The 20,481-nt window shown below is 61.5% G+C and carries 13 protein-coding genes; 7 read left to right on the top strand and 6 right to left on the bottom strand.

Going from position 1 to position 20,481, the window contains the following annotated elements:
* Positions 1-96: 96 nt before the first annotated feature.
* Positions 97-765, top strand: a complete 669-nt coding sequence (locus tag VSP_RS02160) for a DUF805 domain-containing protein (RefSeq protein WP_009958423.1) — start codon at positions 97-99, stop codon at positions 763-765.
* Positions 766-1,612: 847 nt separating this feature from the next.
* On the opposite strand, the gene VSP_RS02155 is transcribed toward VSP_RS02160, so the two are convergent.
* Positions 1,613-3,433 carry an IS1634-like element ISVsp2 family transposase gene (locus tag VSP_RS02155; protein WP_009958421.1) on the bottom strand — a complete coding sequence of 607 codons (1,821 nt, stop codon included), beginning with the start codon at positions 3,431-3,433 and terminating at the stop codon, positions 1,613-1,615.
* Between the two features lie 255 nt (positions 3,434-3,688).
* On the opposite strand from VSP_RS02155, the gene VSP_RS02145 reads away from it, so the two are divergent.
* The 4 genes from VSP_RS02145 (at position 3,689) to VSP_RS38795 (ending at position 13,318) form a co-directional block, all read left to right on the top strand.
* Positions 3,689-7,168, top strand: a complete 3,480-nt coding sequence (locus tag VSP_RS02145; protein ID WP_009958419.1) for a DUF1553 domain-containing protein — start codon at positions 3,689-3,691, stop codon at positions 7,166-7,168.
* An 11-nt stretch (positions 7,169-7,179) separates the two neighbouring features.
* Complete coding sequence (locus VSP_RS02140; protein ID WP_009958418.1) at positions 7,180-8,652, top strand: DUF1501 domain-containing protein; 1,473 nt, start codon at positions 7,180-7,182, stop codon at positions 8,650-8,652.
* 164 nt (positions 8,653-8,816) lie between these two features.
* Complete coding sequence (locus VSP_RS02135) at positions 8,817-10,571, top strand: FHA domain-containing protein (protein WP_157210690.1); 1,755 nt, start codon at positions 8,817-8,819, stop codon at positions 10,569-10,571.
* Between the two features lie 251 nt (positions 10,572-10,822).
* Positions 10,823-13,318: a protein kinase domain-containing protein gene (locus VSP_RS38795; RefSeq protein ID WP_009958416.1), complete on the top strand. Its 2,496-nt coding sequence runs from the start codon at positions 10,823-10,825 to the stop codon at positions 13,316-13,318.
* A 200-nt stretch (positions 13,319-13,518) separates the two neighbouring features.
* On the opposite strand, the gene VSP_RS02125 is transcribed toward VSP_RS38795, so the two are convergent.
* The 4 genes from VSP_RS02125 to bamJ form a co-directional block, all read right to left on the bottom strand.
* Positions 13,519-14,088 carry a pseudouridine synthase gene (locus tag VSP_RS02125; protein WP_009958415.1) on the bottom strand — a complete coding sequence of 190 codons (570 nt, stop codon included), beginning with the start codon at positions 14,086-14,088 and terminating at the stop codon, positions 13,519-13,521.
* A complete protein-coding gene (locus VSP_RS02120) occupies positions 14,082-15,176 on the bottom strand; it encodes a hypothetical protein (protein WP_009958414.1) in 1,095 nt (364 codons plus the stop codon). Before VSP_RS02120 ends, VSP_RS02125 begins: the two co-directional genes overlap by 7 nt.
* Positions 15,177-15,181: 5 nt before the next feature.
* Complete coding sequence (locus tag VSP_RS02115) at positions 15,182-15,670, bottom strand: hypothetical protein (RefSeq protein ID WP_009958413.1); 489 nt, start codon at positions 15,668-15,670, stop codon at positions 15,182-15,184.
* A 78-nt stretch (positions 15,671-15,748) separates the two neighbouring features.
* A complete protein-coding gene (gene bamJ / locus VSP_RS02110; RefSeq protein WP_009958412.1) occupies positions 15,749-16,495 on the bottom strand; it encodes a BamJ family beta-barrel-assembly machinery protein in 747 nt (248 codons plus the stop codon).
* Between the two features lie 252 nt (positions 16,496-16,747).
* Here bamJ and ilvC point away from each other — a divergent pair, with 252 nt between their 5' ends.
* The gene (ilvC, locus tag VSP_RS02105; RefSeq protein WP_009958411.1) at positions 16,748-17,776 is read left to right on the top strand and encodes a ketol-acid reductoisomerase; all 1,029 of its coding nucleotides are present in this window, start codon (positions 16,748-16,750) and stop codon (positions 17,774-17,776) included.
* A gap of 118 nt (positions 17,777-17,894) precedes the next feature.
* Here the strand turns inward: ilvC and VSP_RS02100 are convergent, their stop codons facing one another.
* The gene (locus VSP_RS02100; RefSeq protein WP_009958408.1) at positions 17,895-18,617 is read right to left on the bottom strand and encodes a hypothetical protein; all 723 of its coding nucleotides are present in this window, start codon (positions 18,615-18,617) and stop codon (positions 17,895-17,897) included.
* Positions 18,618-19,486: 869 nt separating this feature from the next.
* Here VSP_RS02100 and VSP_RS02090 point away from each other — a divergent pair.
* Complete coding sequence (locus tag VSP_RS02090) at positions 19,487-20,452, top strand: AAA family ATPase (protein ID WP_009958404.1); 966 nt, start codon at positions 19,487-19,489, stop codon at positions 20,450-20,452.
* Positions 20,453-20,481: the final 29 nt, after the last annotated feature.

Below are 20,481 nucleotides of genomic sequence, written 5' to 3'. Positions count from 1 at the left end.
ACCTGTTCCTGCCGGAAGAGCCACCGTGGACCTGCCAGCAAGCTCTTTAGAAAACACTGACAGCGGGACTGCCACCCCTCCCCATTACGTCCTCCGATGAGTTCAGGAATTCAATACCTCTTCTATCTGCCTCAAATTGCGTTTTGCATTTTCGTTCTGGCAATCGCTTTTACGACACGCGGCCTTCATGGCAGATTTTGGCTTGGGCTGCTCGGCATGTCGCTACTGGCGATCGGAATCGGGGATTTGCCGTTCTGGCAGGCAGACCCACGCGACTTCATCTTCCTTTGGCTCAAGTTGAAGGGCATCCTCTCGGTGTGCGCCACATTCTTCCTGGCCATGTTCATCACCGCAGTGTGGTGCAGGTCACGATACACATTCTCAGTCGTTCAGCTTCTGCTATCGTTCTCAGGACGTGTTTCTCGCGCACCCTACTGGTTGGCCTACGCGCTTCAATCCTTTGTCACTCTGGCAACGCTCAACTTGATGGTTCGTTGGGCCAGTGTTTCCTTCTTGGATCGCGATTCTGAATGGACTGTGCCCTCTTGGCTTGTGGCAAGTTGCCTCTTTCCAGTGCTGATCTGGTCTTCTTTCGCCATACAAGCCAAACGTTGGCGAGATTGCAACATGTCTGGTTGGCTGGTCTTGCTAAGTCTGATTCCATTCGCAGGCCCGCTCATTTCACTTATTATTGGAACCTATCCTGGGTCTGAGGGCGCCAATTCATACGGACCTGCTCCAAAGCGGGCGAGAAATGAAACTTAGAAGCGATGTTCATGAGGAGTTGGGATAGTGCTGGCGACTTGGCGAGCAACTCCACGCCAACGGCGTAAACTAAAATGCCCGGCAAACACGTTGCGCGGTCGCCACTTTGGATTTCGATTGTGCAACAATGGAACTCCAACAGAGCTCAAACAATGATCCAGATGGCGCAACGACAGCCATCTGGGACGGCAAGCCATCATTGGAATTTTGCACGTTAAATAGAACTCAATTCGAAGCTCTCATCCGGAGCACGCAGCTGACCGCGTTTTGACAAACGCAGCCACGAGTTGCGTCTGCGGAGCGGTGGCAGGGAAGCTCGTGGATGCCTTCGTCAGAATGCTTCACGAGCAGGCGACCCCGGTGGATGGCTTGGTCTGGCGAGGGACAAGCAACGACCCTGACCGCGTTTTGACAAACGCAGCCACGAGTTGCGTCTGCGGCGGGGCGGCAGGGAAGCTTGTGGATGCCTTCGTCAGAATGCCTTCAGGCGCGGGCGGCCGGGATGGGTGACTTGGTCTGGCGAGGGACAAGCAACGACGGCGCAGAGTCTTGCCGAAGTTCCGGAGATCATGTCTTCCCAAGCCGCTGATGGTCATCATGCGGTTCAGGAACCAAAGGAATCCCCGCCAGTCCCTCTGGGCTTAAAATGCCCATTTACTCCAGGGATTGAGACTATCCGTGCAGAAGTGAATCAGAGACCGTCAAAGGCTGCCCCAGTCCCCACGTACCTAACCCGACTTAGCGGACTGGCGGGTCCAGTGATCCTCCAACCCTTGATTTTGCGACATTGACCTCAAAAGGTCTTCACTACATCTGAGGCCATTTCGCGACCTTTCTTCATTGGGTATCAACCAGTGATTTTAGGCGGAGCCTGCTCAGGCAGCGTCATCTTGAGCTGGTCGAGCAACAGCTGCATCTCTTTGGAGGGCTGCGTGTAGCGGCTCATCACCACCTCCCGCCCATCGGTCGTGGGCAGATGCACATCAAGCATCTGCACCGTCGCAAACTTCTCCAGCACACTGCGCGGTGTCAGCCCGCTGGCCGTCAGCTTCAAGCGCGCCTTGAGCGTCACCTGCAGGCAGTACGCCAGGAATGACACGAAGATGTGCGCCTCGATGCGATGATCGTGCTGGTGATGCACCGGACGGATCCCCAAGTCATGCTTCAGCTCTTTGAACGCCTGCTCCACTTCCACCAGTTGCAGGTAATACTCCCAGAGTCGCGCAGGATCGGTGGCCGTCAGATTGGTGCGCAGCAGATACCTTCCCTCCCGCCGCCACGCTTCGCGCAATGTTTTGCGGTCCAGCTGCCAGCTCAAAGTCGCCAGTTGCTTGCTCTTGCCTTTGGCTTTGGCTTTGGCTTTGGCTTTGCCCTCTTCTTTGGCGGGCTGCAACTGTACGCTGACTTTGACAAAGCGAGCATCGCGTCCCGCTTCTTTTTTGGCGGCTCCCAACGCTTCATGCATGGCGTCGCGCGTGAGGGGACGCTTGCGCTGGCGCAACCCTTGGAGGGCATCAAGGTACTTGCGCAACCGGCGGCGGCGCATGGAGCGTTCTTTGGCCACGCGGTCCTCACTCTGGGCCAGCACATAAGTCTCCCCTTCATGAGGCAGCAGTTTGACGCGCACCTGGGGTCGGGCTTGCTGCCAGGGCTGCTGGGCCAGGGACTCCTCCAGCTTGCTCAAGCGTCCTTTGGGAGTCCCCACCAGATAGCTCACCGGTGGCGTGCTCTGACGCATCTGCTCAAGGGTCTCTTCGGTGGGGATGCCCCGGTCCATGACCCAGATGCGATCGGCCTGGCCGTACTGGTCTTCGATCTTTGCCAGGAAGGCTTTGAGCGTGGTCTTGTCCGCCGTGTTACCCGGCAGCACTTCATAGGCCAGGGGAAAGCCCTCGGGGGTGACAATGAGGGCAATGACCACCTGCACACAGTCGCTGCGCTTGTCACGGCTGTAGCCAAAGCGGCGCAGGCCCGTGGGGTTGTCAGGGGGGGCGCACTCAAAATAAGTGCTGGTGAGGTCGTAGAGCAGCACCTCGTACCGGACGCCAAAGAGGTCGCGCCAGCGTTGAGTCAGATGATCAAACAAGGACCGTTTGTGAGCCAGGATCTTGTCATGGCACTCGTAGAGACGGTGGATCTCAGCCAGGACAAAGTCTGCGTCCAGCAGGTCGGCGATGGCCGTCTGGTCAAACCAATGGCGGTGCAGCCGCCATTCACTGCCCGGTTCGATGAGCCGGTAGAGCACGAGGGTCTGGAGCACCAGATCCCAGCGGGTGCCTTCTCGGCTGGGCGGCAGACGCTCCTGCCAGAAGTCCGCCAGGAGCAACTGCTCCCACAGCTGGCAGGCCAGCCAGCAGGCTCCCCACTGGCGGGGACGTTCCAGGCGCATGGCATGAAGGCGCAGTTGCACCACGGGGAACTCATCGACGCCGACATGCTTGGGGGCATGTTCCTCGGCAAAGAGAGCCACCTGCTGAGGGGCCCCTTCATCCTGGCCGAAGAGTTCGATGGTCTTGCGCCAGGAAGCCTCCTGGCGGCCGTTGAGTTCGCCCAGATAAAGCACATGCCTCTGGACCACCTGACGCGGGCTGACACGCCTGCTTTCGACGATGCTCCAGTAAAGGTGTTCTTTGCCATCCTTGAGCCGTTTGGTGCAACGCAGGAACATGATGGCCCAAGAAGGTAGCCAGCAAAACGACAGTGCAACCACCAAGGTCTTCACTACAAGCCGTTTTGGAAACGGACCCTCGCAAAATCAAGGGTTGCAGCGCGTCAAGCGGCCGAAAATAGCCCAAATCGACCGCGAGTCCGCCAAGTCGGGCTAAAAAAGAGTCCATTTCTTCGTTACAATTGGTCTGCTGGGGACATTTGTTCAGATGATAGTTCGCCCCTTCAGGCCCCTTATAAGCTTCTTTCAGCGCGCATGAGCTCCGCCCGACCCGCCCCCCTCTGCCGTTTGCTCCCCCTGGCCCTGCTGGGAGCACCCGTTCTCGCCCTGGCCGAGGAGAATCCGCATGGTGATGTCTTCAAAAACCAGCCCGTCCCGGCGGTGGTGGATTTCAACAAGGATGTGCGCCCGATCATCTCCGCCAAGTGCTACCACTGCCACGGCGCGGATGAAGGCTCCCGCAAAGCGAAGCTGCGGCTGGATCTGCGTGACGAAGCCATCAAGGACCGGGATGGCGTGCATGCCATCAAGCCCGGCGATGCCGGAGCCAGTGACATCATGGCACGGATCCTGACCACGGATCCCGATGAGGTCATGCCTCCGCCGAAGGAAGGGCACGCCCTCACCTCCCGCGAGATCGAGGTGATGAAAAAATGGATCAACCAGGGTGCTCCCTATGCAGAACACTGGGCTTTCCAGAAACCGGTGAAGCCCACTCCGCCCAGCGCTGTGGTGGCTCCCGTTGATGCGTTCGTGCAGAAGCACCTCAAAGCCCAAGGCCTGGCTCCTGCCCCGGAAGCAGACCGTCACACGCTCATCCGCCGACTCGCCCTGGACCTCACCGGCCTGCCACCTTCTCCGGCCGAAGTGAAGCGTTTTGTGGAGGACCAGCGCCCCGATGCCTACGAGCGCATGGTGGACCACTACCTGGCCCAACCGGCCTACGGCGAACGCTGGGCCCGCGTCTGGCTCGATCTGGCCCGCTATGCCGACTCTGCCGGCTACGGCAGTGACCCTCTGCGGCTGAACATCTGGCCGTATCGTGACTGGGTGATCAACGCCTTCAATCGCAACCAGCCCTATGACCAGTTCACCCGGGATCAACTGGCGGGCGATCTTCTGAAGAACCCGACCCAGGAGCAGTTGATTGCCACCGCGTTTCATCGGAACACGATGACCAACACCGAAGGCGGTACGGATGACGAGGAGTTCCGGGTGGCCGCGGTGAAAGACCGCATCGGCACCACCATGCAGGTGTGGATGGGGCTCACCTTGGGCTGTGCGCAATGCCACACGCACAAGTTCGACCCCATCACGCAGCAGGAGTACTACGAGTTCTTCGCCATCTTCAACCAGACCGCTGACAACGACAAGGCGGACGAGACCCCCACCCTGGCCGTAGCCGACCCCGCGCAGCGCAAGCGCATGGAGAAGCTGCAGAAGGAGATCCTGGCACTGGAAACTCAGTTGAAGGCGCCGGCCCCGCCCGCACTCACAGAAGAGCTGGCGGCCTGGGAGGCCACGATGAAACAACCCACCCGCTGGCAACCGGTAGAACTCACCGCCGCCCGTTCCGAAAAAGGAGCGCCCCTGGCAAAGCAGCCGGACCACTCCCTCCTGGCAGGAGCTGTAGTGTCTGACACCCACCTTCTGGAGGCCGTGGTTCCAGGAGGCATCACTGGCATCCGCGTCGAAGCCCTGCCTGATGACCGGTTGCCAGGCAAGGGCCCCGGCCACTCGGGGGCAGGCAACTTTGTGCTCAGCGAGCTCAAGGTGTCCGCCGAACCCGCGATGCCCGAAAAGAGCCGCCCCAAAGCCCGCTTCGTCCGCGTCACCCTGCCGGGCAAGTCCCGCATTCTGCATCTGGCAGAGGTGCAAGTTTTCTCCGCAGGGCGGAACCTGGCTCCCACAGGGCTTGCCACGCAATCCTCCACCGGATTTGAAGGATCGGCCAAGCTGGCGGCGGATGGCAACACAGATGGCGACTATGCAAAGAAATCCGTCAGCCACTGCTCCCAGCAAGATGATCCCTGGTGGGAAGTGGATCTCAAGCAAGAGGTGCCGGTGGACTCCATCGTGGTGTGGAACCGGACGGACGGCAATACCGGCTCCCGCACGGCGGGTTTCCAGGTGGTGGCCCTGGATGCAGGTCGCAAGGAGGTCTTTCATCGCGACGAAGCCTCCGCCCCCCAACCCAGCACCACCCTGCCCGTGGGCGGTCCGGTGGATATTCGGTTTAAGGAAGCAACAGCCGACTTCGAGCAGAACGGCTTCACCGTCGCCCAAGCCATCGACGGCAAGCCTGACAGCGGCTGGGGGGTGAGTCCGCAGCTGGGCCAGGCGCACACCGCGCAGTTCGTGACCTCAGCGCCCGTGGGCACCAAGGGCACTCCGACTCGTTTGCAGATCAGTCTGGCCCAGCTCCATGGCAGCAAGCACGTGCTGGGGCGGTATCGCCTCTCCATCACCACCGATCCCACCCCACAACCAGTCATGCCGGCCCGCATCCAGGACCTCCTGGCCATCCCGTCTGCCAACCGCGATGCGAAGAGCCAGGCGGAGCTGCTGGACTGGTACAAGGATCGCTCTGGGGTGTACGCCCGGATCCGCACCGATCTGGAGAAGAAGCAAAACGAAATGCAGACGGCGGGCAAACCCGTGCCGCTTCCCGTGATGAAGGACCTGGAGGCGGGCAAGCAGCGCCAGTCCCACTTCCTGGTCAAAGGCAATTTCCTGAACCCCGGAGACCCTGTGCAGCCCGCGCTGCTGAAGAGCTTCAACCCCGCGCCGGCCTCGAGCCGCATCAACCGCCTCGCGGTGGCGGAGTGGCTCATGAGCCGGGAAAACCCCCTGACGGCCCGCGTGACGGTGAACCGCTTCTGGGCGCAGCTCTTTGGCCGCGGGATTGTGGAGACAGAGGAGGACTTCGGCACCCAGGGCACCCTCCCCTCGAACCCGGAACTGCTCGACTGGCTGGCCGTGGAGTTCATGGACCTGAACTGGGATGTGAAGGCCCTGCTCAAGACCATGATCATGAGCAGCACCTACCGGCAGTCGTCGAAGCCTTCTGAGCTGGCCCGGACCAAGGACCCGCGCAATGTGCTGCTTTCCCACTACCAGCGCCGCCGCCTGGATGCCGAGCAGGTGCGCGACCAGGCGCTGACGCTCTCCGGCCTGATGAGCCACAAGCTGGGCGGCCCCAGCGTCTTCCCCCCACAGCCCGACGGACTGTGGCGCGCCGCCTTCAACGGCCAGCGCACCTGGGAGACGAGCAACGGCGAGGACCGCTACCGCCGCGGCCTCTACACCTTCTGGCGGCGCACTGTGCCGTACCCCAGCATGGCCACCTTCGATGCCCCCAGCCGGGAGAACGCCACGCTGCGTCGGCTGCCCACCAACACGCCCCTGCAAGCCTTCGTCACGCTGAATGACCCGGCCTACTTCGAGATGGCCCAGTCCCTGGGACGGCGTCTCATCCGCGAAGGCGGGACCACCCCGGAGGCGCGCATCCGCTATGGCTTGGAGCTCAGCCTTGTGCGTCCTGCCAGTGCGGAGCAAATCACTGCGCTCCTCGACTTCCACCGGGATGAACTGGCCCACTTGAAATCCGCTCCCGCCGATGCTGCCCGCCTCGCCGGTGAAATCCCGGCCGGCAGTGATCCTGCCGAGGCGGCTGTCTGGACGATGGTTGCCAATGTGTTGCTCAACCTGGACGGTGTCCTCACCAAAGGCTGATCTCTATTTCCATGAACCCCTTCCATCTCGCAAGCGCCCGCCTTGCCACCCGGCGCACCTTCCTGGGGCAGTCCGGTCTTGGCCTCGGTGCCATGGCCCTGCAGGGCATGCTTCCCGGCCTCTCCTCCGCCGCACCCGCAGCGGGCGGCATGTCGCTGCCGGAGAATCCCCTGCTCCCTCATCAAGCTCCGCTCCCGGCTAAGGCCAGATCGGTCATCTACCTGCACATGTCTGGTGCTCCTCCGACACTGGACCTTTTCGACTACAAGCCGAAGCTCAATGAGCTGCACATGCAGGACTGCCCGGACTCCCTGTTCGCCGGCAAACGCTTTGCCTTCATCAAGGGGCGGCCAAAGATGCTGGGCTCCCCGTACAAGTTCAAACAGTATGGGCAGAGCGGTGCATGGGTGAGCGATATGTTCCCCCATTTCACCAAGATCGTGGACGAGGTCGCCCTGGTGAAGTCCATGAACACGGACCAGTTCAATCACGCCCCGGCGGAGCTCTTTGTCCACACGGGCGACATGCGCGCTGGAGGTGCCTCCATCGGCTCCTGGGTCACTTACGGGCTGGGCAGTGAGAACCTGGATCTGCCGGGCTTTGTCGTGCTGCTCTCTGGAGGGACAGACCCCACTGGAGGCAAAAGCTTGTGGAACAGTGGTTTCCTCCCCTCCGTCTATCAGGGCGTGCAGTGCCGCACCACGGGCGAGCCCATCCTGTTTTCCAAGAACCCGGAAGGAATGGCCCGCGACTCCCGCCGTCGCAGCCTGGATGCGCTGGGGCGATTGAATCAGCTGGAGGCTGCGGAACTGGGTGACCCCGAGACCCTCACCCGCATCTCCCAGTATGAGCTGGCCTACCGCATGCAAACGGCCGTGCCAGAGGTGTTCGACATTCAGAAGGAACCAGAGTCCGTACGCAATCTGTATGGCGCGAAGCCAGGCGAAGGCTCCTTTGCCAACAACTGCCTGCTGGCCCGTCGGCTGGTGGAGAACGGGGTGCGGTATGTCCAGCTTTTTGACTGGGGCTGGGACATTCATGGCACGGGCAAAGGCGACGATCTCGTGAACAAGTTCCCGCAGAAATGCCGGGACGTGGACCAGGCCTGCGCGGCGCTGATCACCGACCTCAAACAACGCGGCCTGCTGGAAAACACGCTCGTGGTGTGGGGAGGCGAGTTCGGGCGCACCCCCATGAACGAGGCCCGGGGCGGCAGCACCTATCTGGGACGCGACCACCACCCCAACTGCTTCACCATGTGGATGGCCGGCGGCGGGATCAAAGGCGGCATCGTCCATGGGGCGACGGATGAGCTGGGCTACGATGTGGTGGAAGGGAAATACACCATCCGTGATCTACAGACGACCCTGCTGCACCAGCTCGGCTTCGATGCCCACAAGTTCAGCTACCGCTATCAGGGCTTGAACCAACGTCTCATCGGCCCCACCGGGGATGGTCGATTAATGAAGGAAATCCTGGCGTGAGAGGGAGCCGGAGCGGCCTTTCCCGCACCGGCCCCAAATAAATAGCTGCAAAAACAAACTTTTCTCCGGTTCCCCTGTCACAAGGGCGCACGAATTGACATGCAAAGGCGGCAGTGTGTCGGCTCGACAGCACTGGCCCTTTGTTTATGCTGCAGCCGTCCGCCATGACCCTCGACCAGTTCCTCGACAACAAATACCAAGTCACCGCCCGGCTGCCATCCATTTCGGCCACCCACCAGCGGTACGTGGTGCAGGGCACAAGCGGCACGCCTGAACAGTTTATCCTGAGTTTTTGTGACTATGCCAGCCCTGTGGGCCGTGCCTCCCTGGAGCGTCAGCGTCGTGTGGTGGAGGCCATGAGCCGCCCTCCGGTGGCATTGCTATGCCGGGCGCTTGATTTTCGACTGGAACAGGATTTCCAATGGATGGTTTCCGAATTCCCCGGAGAGTTCAGCCTCAAGGAGTTGCTCCAGCAACGACAGGCCCTTTCCATGGAAGAGGTGGAGGCGTTCCTGCGCCTGATCACCGAGGCTTGTGAGGCAGCAACCACTCTGGGCTGGCCCCGCCTGGCGCTGGACGCAGCCAATCTCTTTGTGGACCCGCGCCTGGGGCTGCCCCGGATCCCGGCACCGGATGTGCCCTCCTTTGAGGCAACGGGCTCGGACGTGCCGTCCTTTGATCCCATGGCCACCATGCAGTTCAACGTGGCTGACTTCAAAGCGGCCGCGACGGACCCCATCCCGAAGGATACACACGACTACGTGCTGCCCCTGGCCGCGCTGTGTTGCGACTTGCTGGGCCAGCCCCAGTCCATGCGTGGCGGCAACGCCCGCTATCAGCCCGTGCCCCAGCTCACCTCCCAGCAGAACGTGCTGCTGCGCCGGGCCCTTACGAGCGAGGGGCGGGCGGGCTTTGTCAGCGCCAAGTCCTTTATGGATGACTTTTTCGGGATCTCCATGAGCCCGAGCATCGCTGCCCACACGGAACGGTTGCGAACGATGACGGTCACGGTTACCCGCACCCAGCCGGAGGAGATCAATCCCGTGAACCCGCTGGCCGTCACCATCCGTGTGGCCCAGCCGCCCCCCCTTCCGGCCAGGCCTCCAGAGCCGCCCACCCCAGCTTGCCCCCCCGTGGCGGTGAAGCCGACGGAGAAAGAAGCCGCCCAGGCGATGCGCCCTACACTGCGCCTTCGCCTGGTGCCGGATCACGAAGACGCCCCCATCTTCGCCCTGGTGGCGGATGACGGCCTCACCTTAGGGCGGTCTGCTGCGGACGCTGACTTCGTGGCCCAGTTCCGCCCCCGCTCGAATGTGAACGACGGGCGCTCTCGTCGCATCAGCCGGACCCAGACCAGAATTCGCCAGATCGGGGAAAAGCTGCGCCTGCAGGAAAGCAGCGCTGTGAATCCCAGCGTGGTCAACGACGCCCCTGTCGTGCAGGTGGCTGAAGCTACAGCGCCACTCAACTTTTTGCTCGCGGGTGAATACCCCGTGGAGGTGCGTGCCATGCCTACAGACTATCCCGAGAAACGGGAGGTCCTGGAGTGGGAACAGGAAAACGAGTCTCCGCTGGGGGGCGCGGTGATCGTCCGCGCCGGCGGCAGCGGCGTGCTGCTCTGTGAGGCCGCCATGGTCCTCAGTGATGTGGGCCTGCATTTCTCCAAGTCCGGCCGACCTTGGTTCCGCGCCGAGGCCGGTGCCGTGCCCGCCGCTCGCATTCACCGGCTGGCCGGACAGTTCTGGCTCGAACCCATCGCCGCCAGCGTCTTCTCACGGGCGGGAAACATGGACACTCCCACCTTGCCCCATGAGCTGCTGCTGCTGCGCGACGGAGACAAACTCCGCTTTGGCCCCTATGGGTACCGGGTGCTCGGGTACTCCCTGACAGGCAACGAAACCCCAACCTCCAGAGGCTGACCCACTGTCACTCTGCAGGTTGATCGGGGTAAGCCGGTCTTCCGCCGACAGAGGGCTGAATGAACCAGGTAGTTTCTCTTCACCACCGCTATGCGCACTTCAATTCTCCTGCCCCGGGATGCGGTACATCCACACGCGTGTTTCATTCGTATCGAACTGGAGCATTTGCGGAAGCCCGAGTAACACTTTAGGATGACATGGAAACGAAAGGAGGGTAGTCTTTCTGGCTGCAACCTTCTCATGAAGGAATCATGAACCCCCACGAAGACACGCTCAATCTCAGTGCTACGATTCCGCGGACGCCCACGGAAGTGGCGGCTGAGGTGCCGTCTGCCGAACTGGAGTTCTTGAACACCATCAAGATCCCGGGAAGTGGAACGCTGGTGTTCAACCGCTACCGCCTACAGCGCGTGCTCGGCCGCGGTGGCATGGGCGTGGTATGGCTGGCAGATGACACCAAGCTGGACAGACATGTCGCACTAAAATTCCTGCCCGATGTCATTGGTGCCGATCCTGTGGCGCTGAAGGAGCTCAAGGATGAGACCCGCCGCGGGCTCGAGTTGGCCCACCCCAATATTGTGCGCATTTACGACTTCGTGGATGACGACGAGGCGGCGGCAATCAGCATGGAGTACGTGAATGGCAAGAGCCTTTCGGAAATGCGGCTCACCCAGAACCAGCACGTCTTTGCCGTGGACGATCTCGCCCCGTGGCTGGCACAAATGTGCGATGCTCTGGACTATGCGCATTTGCAGCGTCGGCTGGTGCACCGCGACCTTAAGCCCGCGAACTTGATGGTGAACATCGAGTCGCAGGTGAAGATTACTGACTTTGGCATTGCCCGGAGTGTCTCTGATACCATGAGCCGCCTGAGCATGATGCGGGCGAACACGAGCGGCACGCTCCTCTACATGAGCCCCCAGCAGGCCATGGGAGATCGCCCCAAGCCCACGGATGACATCTATTCCGTGGGTGCGACCCTTTATGAACTGCTCTCCGGGAAACCGCCTTTCTACAGCGGCGACATCTCAATGCAGATCACGGCGAAAAATGCCCCCTCAGTGAGGCAGCGCCGGGAAGAACTGGAAATCCAGGCGGCAGAGGACATCCCTCGCGATTGGGAAGACGCCATCGCCGCATGTCTGAATAAAGACCCGGCCAAACGGCCACAATCCGCTGGCGAGCTGGCCCGTCGGCTAGGCCTGTCTGCGCGGACGGATGGCATCATGGCAGGCGTGCGAGTGAAAACAGATGGCCCCCGGTCCATCCAGGTCCGGCAGGATCGAGCACCCTCCACGACTCCATCTGCACTAACCGAGCCGAAGCGATCCTGGGTGCCATTGGCTTCTACATTGGTTCTTCTGCTCGGTGCCACGGGCGCGGGTGGCGCATGGTGGTGGATGAACCGGCCTGCCCAGCTCGCGATGGAGTCTGATCCGGCTGGGGCCGTTGTTTCCCTGGATGGACAAACAAAGAACACTCCTGCACTTTTTACCGGACTGAAGCCCGGGCACTACTCCGCCAAGATCGCAGCGGACGGCTTCGAGCCCCAGACCGTCGAACTGGACCTGCAGGCCGGACAAAAGACCAGCTCTGGACTGGTGAAGCTGGCGCAAAGCCACGGTTCCCTGCTTCTTTCAAGTGATCCTGATGGCGTGCCTTACGAGGTGCAGCTCGCAAATGACGAGTCTGCTCCCAAACTGCGGGGCGAAACGCCGAAAACACTGTCCCTTCCCGTGGGCCTCTATGAGGTGAGCATGCGCTATGCCGGGGAGTTTAAGAGCATCCCCCTTGAGATCACCCGCAATCAGCAGCGTCAACAGTCCTTCACCTTTGTGAAGACCGCCCCTCAGCCCCCTGTGGTGGTGGCCCATGTACCGGATCCCCCGTACAGCCAGGCCCCACGGACAAATCCCTCGCCCCCAGCCTCGGGAATGGCCTCACGGCCAGATACCCCTCCGGCAGGAGCCACTCCATCCGCGACGCTCCCGACACATCAACCGGCAGCCCCACCCCCGGTGGCGTCCCGTCCGCCAACAGCCCTGCCTTCTGTGGACCCGGCAGATCAACCGCCCGCTGCCCCGCCTTCCGGCCCTGCGGGAACTGCCAGCCACGGCACCGCGGCCCCTGTCGCGCCTGTGCCCACACCGGAAGCGATGAGGCCCACTGCCCCTGCTGCCGCAACCCCACCTCCGCTTCAAGATCTCACCTCCACCGGATCCGTAGCTCCCCAGGCCCCTGGTACCACTGTAGCCCCCGGCTCGACCACCGCCATGCCGACGCCGGTGCTCTCCAGCCCGATCGCATACGGGACTCACCCCCCTTCGCATCCGGCACCGGCACCGCCACCCGATGGGTACTGGAATCTTGACCAGATCTTTGCGGGCTCCTCTTTCAACGCCTATTCCAAGAATGGACGCGCTTACCTCCTCTTTGAGGCCCAGGCCGCGCTCAAACAGAAGAGCCACTACAAGGCCCCCGTGGATGGCAAAGTGGGTCAAGGCACGCATAAGGCCATTGTGAGCTTCCAGTCCGCCAACGGTCTCCAGCCCAATGGTCAGCTCGACAGCGCCACCGTTGCCGCCCTCGGCTTGAGCGGCATGGACGACAAGTCCGACTGGTCTGCCCCAGCCCGCAAGCGGTCCTCCCGCAGTAGCAGTGGTCAAAGCAGCGATGGCGACGATGATGAGCCCAACTGGTGGCGCACCAACGTGGCGGATCCGTTCAAGCGTGCATTCCGCCGCTAAGTTGGGTGCGTCGTCTTGATTGCAGGTCGCGGCACGTCCAATGGTGCCTTGCAAAAGCCAACCTCGCCCGTGGCGCTGTAGGGCAAGCGCTCCGCTTGCCACGCTCCATCCCTGACTGAGGCAACCGGGGCGGTCGCCCTACAACCCAGGGCGGTTGGCCGCGGGTTCTGGCACAGACCATCTACAGGACGCTGACTCAGTCACGCCAACAACAGCTTGATCTGCCCCTCAGTCAGCTCCTGCCATTTCCCGGGTTCGAGATCCAGCCTTGCCAGTTCCAGCCTGCCCATCGCAGCCCTGATGAGGCGCAGGGTGGGATATCCCACAGCGGCCGTCATGCGGCGCACCTGACGATTTTTGCCTTCCACCAGTTTCATCGCCAGCCAGGAGGTCGGGATGGATTTACGCTCCCGGATCGGCGGCACCCGGGCTGGGTACAACGGCGCGGGTTCCAGCAGCTGCACCTTGCAGGCCAGGGTGTAAAAGTCCGGCAACTGGACGCCACGCGTGAGACGGGTGATCGCCTCCGCGGTGGGGATGCCCTCGACCTGCACATGATAGGTTCGCTCATGTCCCCTGGTGGGATGAAGCAATTGCTGGTTCCACCGGGCTTCATCGCTCAGCAAGAGCAACCCTTCCGAATCGGAATCCAATCGACCAATGGGATACACACCGGCGGGCAGTCCAAACTCTGCCAGCGTCCGATGGGAGGGGTGCTCTTTTGTGAACTGGGAGAGCACGCCGTAGGGCTTGTGGATGGCGATCAGCATGACTCCGCCGCAGACAGGGACTTGGCAGAGCGAACCGGGCCAGACCCAGGGCCAAAACGACGCCGCACCCAGTCCCCTGCCACCCACGCCCAGAACACCGGGTTCACGAACAGCACCAGAAGGAGTTGCTTGTGATAGAGGAAGCCCAGATTCATGACCTCCGTAACGGTCTGATGGAAGGTGATGAGGGCCAGCCCATACACCAGCGCGATGCGCCGGTTGAGCAAGGCGAAGAAAGCGAACAGCTCCAGCGGAAGCCCCGCCCCCAGAGCAATCTGGGCCACAAGGGGGTGGTCCACAAAATACTGCGCCAGCCACGCGGCATTGTCAGGCGGGACGAGGTGGGTGTAGTACGCCATGCCCGTGGATTTGGCGATCTGCAGCCCAAAGTAGGGCGTGTCAGCCATCCAGTTGCCGCCGCTTTCATACACCTTGGTGAGGGCGGAGGCTACATAGGTGGCCATGATCGACTGGCGGGCCCAGTCCAGCTCCATCTGGTCCTGACGCAGGCCATGGGGCCGCCGCCAGCCAAACACCTGGCAAAGATGCCCCCACACCGCTGCCAGCCAGATGGCCAGCAGGGTCACGGAAACGATCTGCGTGGTGTGTCCGATGGCCCCTTGGGAGTTTCCAAGAACCCCATGCGCCACACTCGCCACAAGGGCGGGCACAATGGTGATAACTGGGAACACACCGAGAGCGTATAGCGCCAGGGACAGCGCCCAGAGGGTGAGCATGGTGACGTCCCAAGCGGGAAACCCCGGAAGGTCGAGGGTGAAGAGTGTCCCCTTGATCAGCTTTTCACTCCCGATCCAGGTAAAATCCAAACCTGGGAGGATGCGGGTGAGGAAACTGCCCCCGTCTGCCGCGGCAAAGTTCCACCCGGGCGCAGCCATGCCGTGAGGCACGGGCTGGCTGGTGAAACGGGAGGAGCCCCCGATGGTGGGCCAGACGATGAGCGCCACTCCCACCCGCATGAGGAAGGCCTCCCACCAGTGGTGCCGCATGGGCTCGTACCCAAACCAGCAATGACGCAGTCTCTGCCAAAAGCTGGCGGGTGCCAGGGCGGTGTTCGATCTCTCTTCCATGCCTTTCAGTTCTGCCCCACGAGGCTGGTTTCCTTCACAATCTTCCCGTGGTCATCCAGAGAGATGTCCACCTTGTAGAGCCGGAATCCGGCGTATTTCTTCACTTCGTCCGGATAGCGGCCCGTCTCTTTGAGTTGCTTCAACGTGGCATCTCCCGCCGGGCGCGCCTCCTCGGCGGTGAGTTTCTTGGAAGGCTTCTTCAGGGCCTTCGCCTCAGCCTTGAAGTAGTTGTCGAAGATCTTCTTCACCCCGGACGTCCAGTTCCCAAAAGTGGGGTAGAGGGCCACCGGCCGGTCTTCAAGATCCGTGACGTACACGTAGTACGCCTGCTTCTCGAAGGAGGAGTACATCGGAAAGTTCGAGAACGGATACCACTCGCCCGGCTTGGCCGCATCCCGGGTCAGCCAGGGGATGAGAAGCGCGGTCAGGAGCACAAAAAACCAGTGAACCTTGTGGGGTAGCCACAGGATCCACTGGTGAACTTTTTTGATCATAGGGAGGAATACACGCGCCATGCGTCTCTTCCAACCCTTCATCGTGAGCAATTCTTGCCGGACAAAGGATGCCGAAGCTTACTGCTCAGCACCGATCTTCAGAAGCTCCACTTCAAAGATGAGAGTGGAGTTGGGCCCAATGGCGCGGGGGGAGCCCTGCTCACCGTAAGCCAGCTTGGAGGGAACGAAGAGCTTGTACTTGGAACCCACGGTCATGAGTTGCAGACCTTCCGTCCAGCCCGCGATCACCTGGTTGAGGGGGAAGTTGGCAGGCTCACCACGCTTGATGGAGCTGTCGAACTCAGTGCCGTTGATGAGCGTGCCCACATAGTGCACGGTCACGACGTCTTCAGCCTTGGGCTTGGCTCCTTCAGCCTTCTTGATCACCTCATACTGCAGACCACTGGGGGTCGTCGTCACACCGGCGCGCTTGCCATTTTCAGCGAGGAATTTTTCGCCTTCCTGGCTGTTCTTGGTGGCGGCCTCGCCCATTTCCTTCTGCATCTTGGCATTCATGGCCTGCTCGAACTGGCCCATGGTGGCCATGAGCTCTTCGCGGGAGTACTTGGGCTCCTTCTTGTCGATGGCGTCTTTCACACCAGCGGCCAGGGAGTCCACGTTGATCTGCACACCCATCTCTTGGAATTGGCCACCCATCTGGGTGCCATAGAAATAGCTGACTTTTTCGAGGAGGGCGGCGTCAATCACAGGTGCGGGTGCGGCGGCAGTTTCGGCGGGTTTGGCTTCGGCGGATTTCGTTTCCTGAGCCCGAAGCGGAGCGGCCAAGGAAAGAGCGATGAGGGGCAACAGGAGGGAAACCTTCATAAGAGCGGAGAGCCTACGCTGGTCGATGCCGGGGCGTCAAAGAGAAAGGGCACCGGGCATGCAAATGTTTCGCACGGCGTCCCCCATTCGGGCCCCTTTGGACGCGTTTTTGGCTAATTTTCGCGCAGGACATCCTCTCTGGACCCTCGATTCCCTGCCAAAAGCGCCTGTTTTCAGATCTGCCTTTCCGTTTGACGCCCCGCCCAGCATGCCGCAGACTACGCGCCCTTCTAATCCAAAACCACGACCATCATGGCAGCTAAAATCTACACGGAATCCGACGCCAGTCTTGAGCCTCTCAAGGGCAAGACCTGCGCCGTCATCGGCTTCGGCTCCCAAGGCCACGCCCACGCCCTTAACCTCAAGGAAAGCGGCGTCAATGTCATCGTGGGCCTCTATCCCGGCTCCAAGTCCCGCGCCGTGGCGGAACAGCGTGGTTTTAAGGTGCTGGACACCGCAGAAGCCGTGAAGGAAGCGGACGTTATCATGATCGCCGTGCCAGACACCGTGATTCCGAAGGTGTACAACGCCGACGTGGCTCCGAACCTGACCGAAGGCAAAACCCTCCTTTTCAGCCACGGTTTCGCCGTTCACTTCAAGACCATCACTCCTCCTGAAAACGTGAACGTGATCATGGTGGCCCCCAAAGGCCCTGGTCACCTCGTACGCCGTCAGTACACGGAAGGCAAGGGCGTGCCCACGCTCATCGCCATCTATCAGGACAAGTCCGGCAACGCCACGGAAATCGCGCTCGCCTGGGCCAAGGGCATCGGCGGCACCCGCGGCGGTGTGTTTGAAACGACTTTCAAGGAAGAAACCGAAACCGACCTCTTCGGTGAGCAGGTTGTGCTTTGCGGTGGCACCACCGCCCTGGTGAAGGCAGGCTTTGAGACCCTGGTGGAAGCCGGCTATCAGCCAGAGATGGCCTACTTCGAGTGCTTGCACGAGTTGAAGCTCATCGTGGACCTCATGTTTGAATCCGGCATCGCCGGCATGCGCTTCTCCATCTCCGAGACCGCCGAGTACGGCGACGTCACGGTGGGCCCGAAGATCATCGACGCACACGTGAAGGAAAACATGCGCGCCCAGCTCAAGCGCATCCAGAGCGGCGAGTTTGCCAAGGAATGGACCGACGAATACAACGCTGGCCAGCCCAACTTCAACCGTCTGCGTAAAGAAGGCGAAGCTCACCAGATCGAAGAAGTCGGTGGCCGCCTCCGCAGTCTGATGAGCTGGGTCAAGAAGCGCGAAATCGGCGGTTCCCAGGCCAGCTACGAATAAGAAGAGAATCGGTCCACCCGATCACTTCTCCTTCGCACAAGACTCTCATTCATTTTTAAGCGCGAATCCGGCAACGGATTCGCGCTTTTTCTTTGTGCCGGGAGATGCACCCGATGGATCACTCGTCGCCACCCGCCGGGAAGGCAGAGGTCACGCCTAGCTCCCCCTCGATCACCCGCAGTTTCTGGAAGTCCACCACCAGCATGTCCCGGTCCCCGTCCCAGATGAGGGCCTCTTCCTGAACGCAAGCTCGCAGAAAATTCAGATAGGCCACGAGACTGGGGTAGAACTGTGCCCCGTTCCACCCCCGCTCTGACGAGGCCACCACCGCCCCGTACAGCGGGCTCGCCGGATCGCACTCCACGCTCACCGTGGCCAACATGCCTGAGACGGGAACGAGCTGACTCCCTTCAAAGCCGGGCGCTCCAAGCAACTCAGTTGAAGACTGCTTGGCCAGGTCACGGACTCCAGTTCTTGGAAGGAATGCCGCCCCAGGTGGAAACTCCAAGGGACGTCGCACTCTTTCCGGCAATCCCAGGCCATCCATCCAGACGAACCAATTGTGTACGGAAGGGTGGACTGGACGCTGCAGGAGGGTCTCGATCGCCCCCTCCCGGGGTGTGCTCACCAAAGCGTCCCGCAGAGGAATGCCCGCAGCGTCGCAGGAGGCCAGCAACGCTGATGCGGAGTCAGCCACCTCTTCGGGGGCTGGCTGGCTGATGCGATAGTGATGAGCACTGCCGGGACTGGGACCGAGCCCGCTGGCTCCGGAAGAATCCCGGCACCCCACCCCGCATACGGACAACATGGTCAGGGTGAGGGTGCGGAGCAGGAATTTCATCTTATCCAAGGGCTTTCCCCACGCTGCGACCCGAGCCCCGCCTCGTCAATCCTACATTGGCTGGAGAAATTTCTTTGCCAATGAAATAATTCATTCGACGGGGCTGCTGACCTCGGAATGAGCGCGCCTGAAGAAGCCGCTGGGGTCTGCATTTCCAGGCTACATCGGCAGCGCTCCTTGCATCCTGTTGTGAATCGACGATGGCCACTGTGATCCTGAGCCCAGGAAACAGCACGCCCTTTGGTTCGCTAGGTCCTAAAACAAAGGACCTCGATCCAACTGCCCTGAAGGCCCATGGACTGCTGGCATCCACTTCCCAATGTGCCCGACGCGCCTTTAAAGTGAGCGAGAGGAGTGATGAAGGACCGGGGTGCTTCATCGAACTCGAGGATGGTCGTGTGCTCTTTCTGCAGAGCCAGTAACCTGTATGACTACGGCCCGGTCGAAGACTACGAAGAGCCGGAATCCAATCGGGGCCGGCTGTTTCCCTGCACCGAGTTCATCCTGCATCGCCACAAGAAGTACCATTCATAGATCGACATCGAGTGCAGAGGAACAACGCTGGAACCAGAGTGCATCGTGCCGCCCTTCCCCAAGATGACGACCCGGCACCCGCAGGCCAGAGCCCTCCTGCGCGGACCTACCGGAGGCAAAGACGACCTCCTACCGGTGCAGCGGCAGTGCTAGCGTCAAAACGCCTCCCTAACACCGGCCCGCAACCCTGGCGAATTTTGCACCCGCACGTTGCACCTTTAGTTGACCGATGTGGTGACACGGAGAAACTGGGTGCACTGAGCGACTTGTGCTTGTCATCCGGCAGGCATGAAGTCACCCTGCCAACGGTCCGCCCTCAGGCCTGAATTTTCGCCATGACTGAAACCCTCGAAACCGTGAAGGCTGCGCTCTCTGATGCGCGTGCCGAGATCGCCAAAGTCATCATTGGCCAGCAGAACGTCATTGATCACGCCCTGATCGCCATCTTCACCGGTCACCATGTGCTGGTGGAAGGGGTGCCGGGCGTGGGCAAGACCCTCCTGGTGCGCACCCTGGCCCGCGTACTGGGGGGCGAGTTCGCCCGCATCCAGTTCACCCCGGACCTCATGCCGGCGGACATCACGGGCACCAGCGTCTTCAACCTCAAAGACAACGCCTTCGTCCTCGTCAAAGGCCCCGTCTTCACCAGCTTCCTGCTCGCGGATGAAATCAACCGCGCCCCGGCCAAGACCCAATCCGCCCTGCTCCAGGCCATGCAGGAGCGCCTGGTGACGATCGATAACGAGACGCACCCCCTCCCCTCCAGCTTCACGGTATTTGCCACGCAGAACCCGGTGGAATACGAGGGCACCTACCCGCTGCCAGAGGCGCAGAAGGACCGTTTCATGTTCAAGGTGCAGGTGACCTACCCCACCCGGAACGAAGAGCTGGATCTGGCCACCCGCATGCTGGGGAACGAGTCTCCAGAGTCGGTGCTGGAGAGCGGTGCCGTGCGTCAGGTGCTCACCGCCGACCGCATCGCCACCCTGCGGGCTGCTCTGCACCACATCGTGGTGCGAGATGACCTCATCGCCTACATTGTGGACCTCGTCCGCGCCACCCGCGACCATGAGGCGGTCTTGGTGGGAGCCGGGCCCCGCGCCACCCAGTCTCTCCTGCTCGCGAGCCGGGCCCGCGCTGCGCTGGACATGCGGGACTTCGTGACGCCTGACGACGTGCGCGCCCTGGCCGCCCCGGTTCTGGGGCACCGCATGGTGCTGCGTCCGGAGTTCGAGATCGAAGGTCTCACCCTTGAGGAACTGATCGGCCGCGTGCTGGAAGCCGTTCCGGTGCCGCGCTAGGGTCTGCCTTCCCCTCATGCCTGCCCTGC

It is taken from the genome of Verrucomicrobium spinosum DSM 4136 = JCM 18804 (genome assembly GCF_000172155.1).
Lineage (GTDB): Bacteria > Verrucomicrobiota > Verrucomicrobiia > Verrucomicrobiales > Verrucomicrobiaceae > Verrucomicrobium > Verrucomicrobium spinosum.
The sequence above is the reverse complement of the archived record's forward strand: the minus strand, read 5'-3'. Positions and strand labels throughout refer to the sequence as shown.

Coding starts and splice junctions, on each gene's coding strand:
- VSP_RS38795 (WP_009958416.1), top strand. CDS start 10,823: ATGAACCCCCACGAAGACACGCTCAATCTCAGTGCTACGATTCCGCGG.
- VSP_RS02100 (WP_009958408.1), bottom strand. CDS start 18,617: ATGAAATTCCTGCTCCGCACCCTCACCCTGACCATGTTGTCCGTATGC.
- VSP_RS02140 (WP_009958418.1), top strand. CDS start 7,180: ATGAACCCCTTCCATCTCGCAAGCGCCCGCCTTGCCACCCGGCGCACC.
- VSP_RS02125 (WP_009958415.1), bottom strand. CDS start 14,088: ATGCTGATCGCCATCCACAAGCCCTACGGCGTGCTCTCCCAGTTCACA.
- ilvC (WP_009958411.1), top strand. CDS start 16,748: ATGGCAGCTAAAATCTACACGGAATCCGACGCCAGTCTTGAGCCTCTC.
- VSP_RS02090 (WP_009958404.1), top strand. CDS start 19,487: ATGACTGAAACCCTCGAAACCGTGAAGGCTGCGCTCTCTGATGCGCGT.
- bamJ (WP_009958412.1), bottom strand. CDS start 16,495: ATGAAGGTTTCCCTCCTGTTGCCCCTCATCGCTCTTTCCTTGGCCGCT.
- VSP_RS02115 (WP_009958413.1), bottom strand. CDS start 15,670: ATGATCAAAAAAGTTCACCAGTGGATCCTGTGGCTACCCCACAAGGTT.
- VSP_RS02135 (WP_157210690.1), top strand. CDS start 8,817: ATGACCCTCGACCAGTTCCTCGACAACAAATACCAAGTCACCGCCCGG.
- VSP_RS02160 (WP_009958423.1), top strand. CDS start 97: ATGAGTTCAGGAATTCAATACCTCTTCTATCTGCCTCAAATTGCGTTT.
- VSP_RS02120 (WP_009958414.1), bottom strand. CDS start 15,176: ATGGAAGAGAGATCGAACACCGCCCTGGCACCCGCCAGCTTTTGGCAG.
- VSP_RS02145 (WP_009958419.1), top strand. CDS start 3,689: ATGAGCTCCGCCCGACCCGCCCCCCTCTGCCGTTTGCTCCCCCTGGCC.
- VSP_RS02155 (WP_009958421.1), bottom strand. CDS start 3,433: ATGTTCCTGCGTTGCACCAAACGGCTCAAGGATGGCAAAGAACACCTT.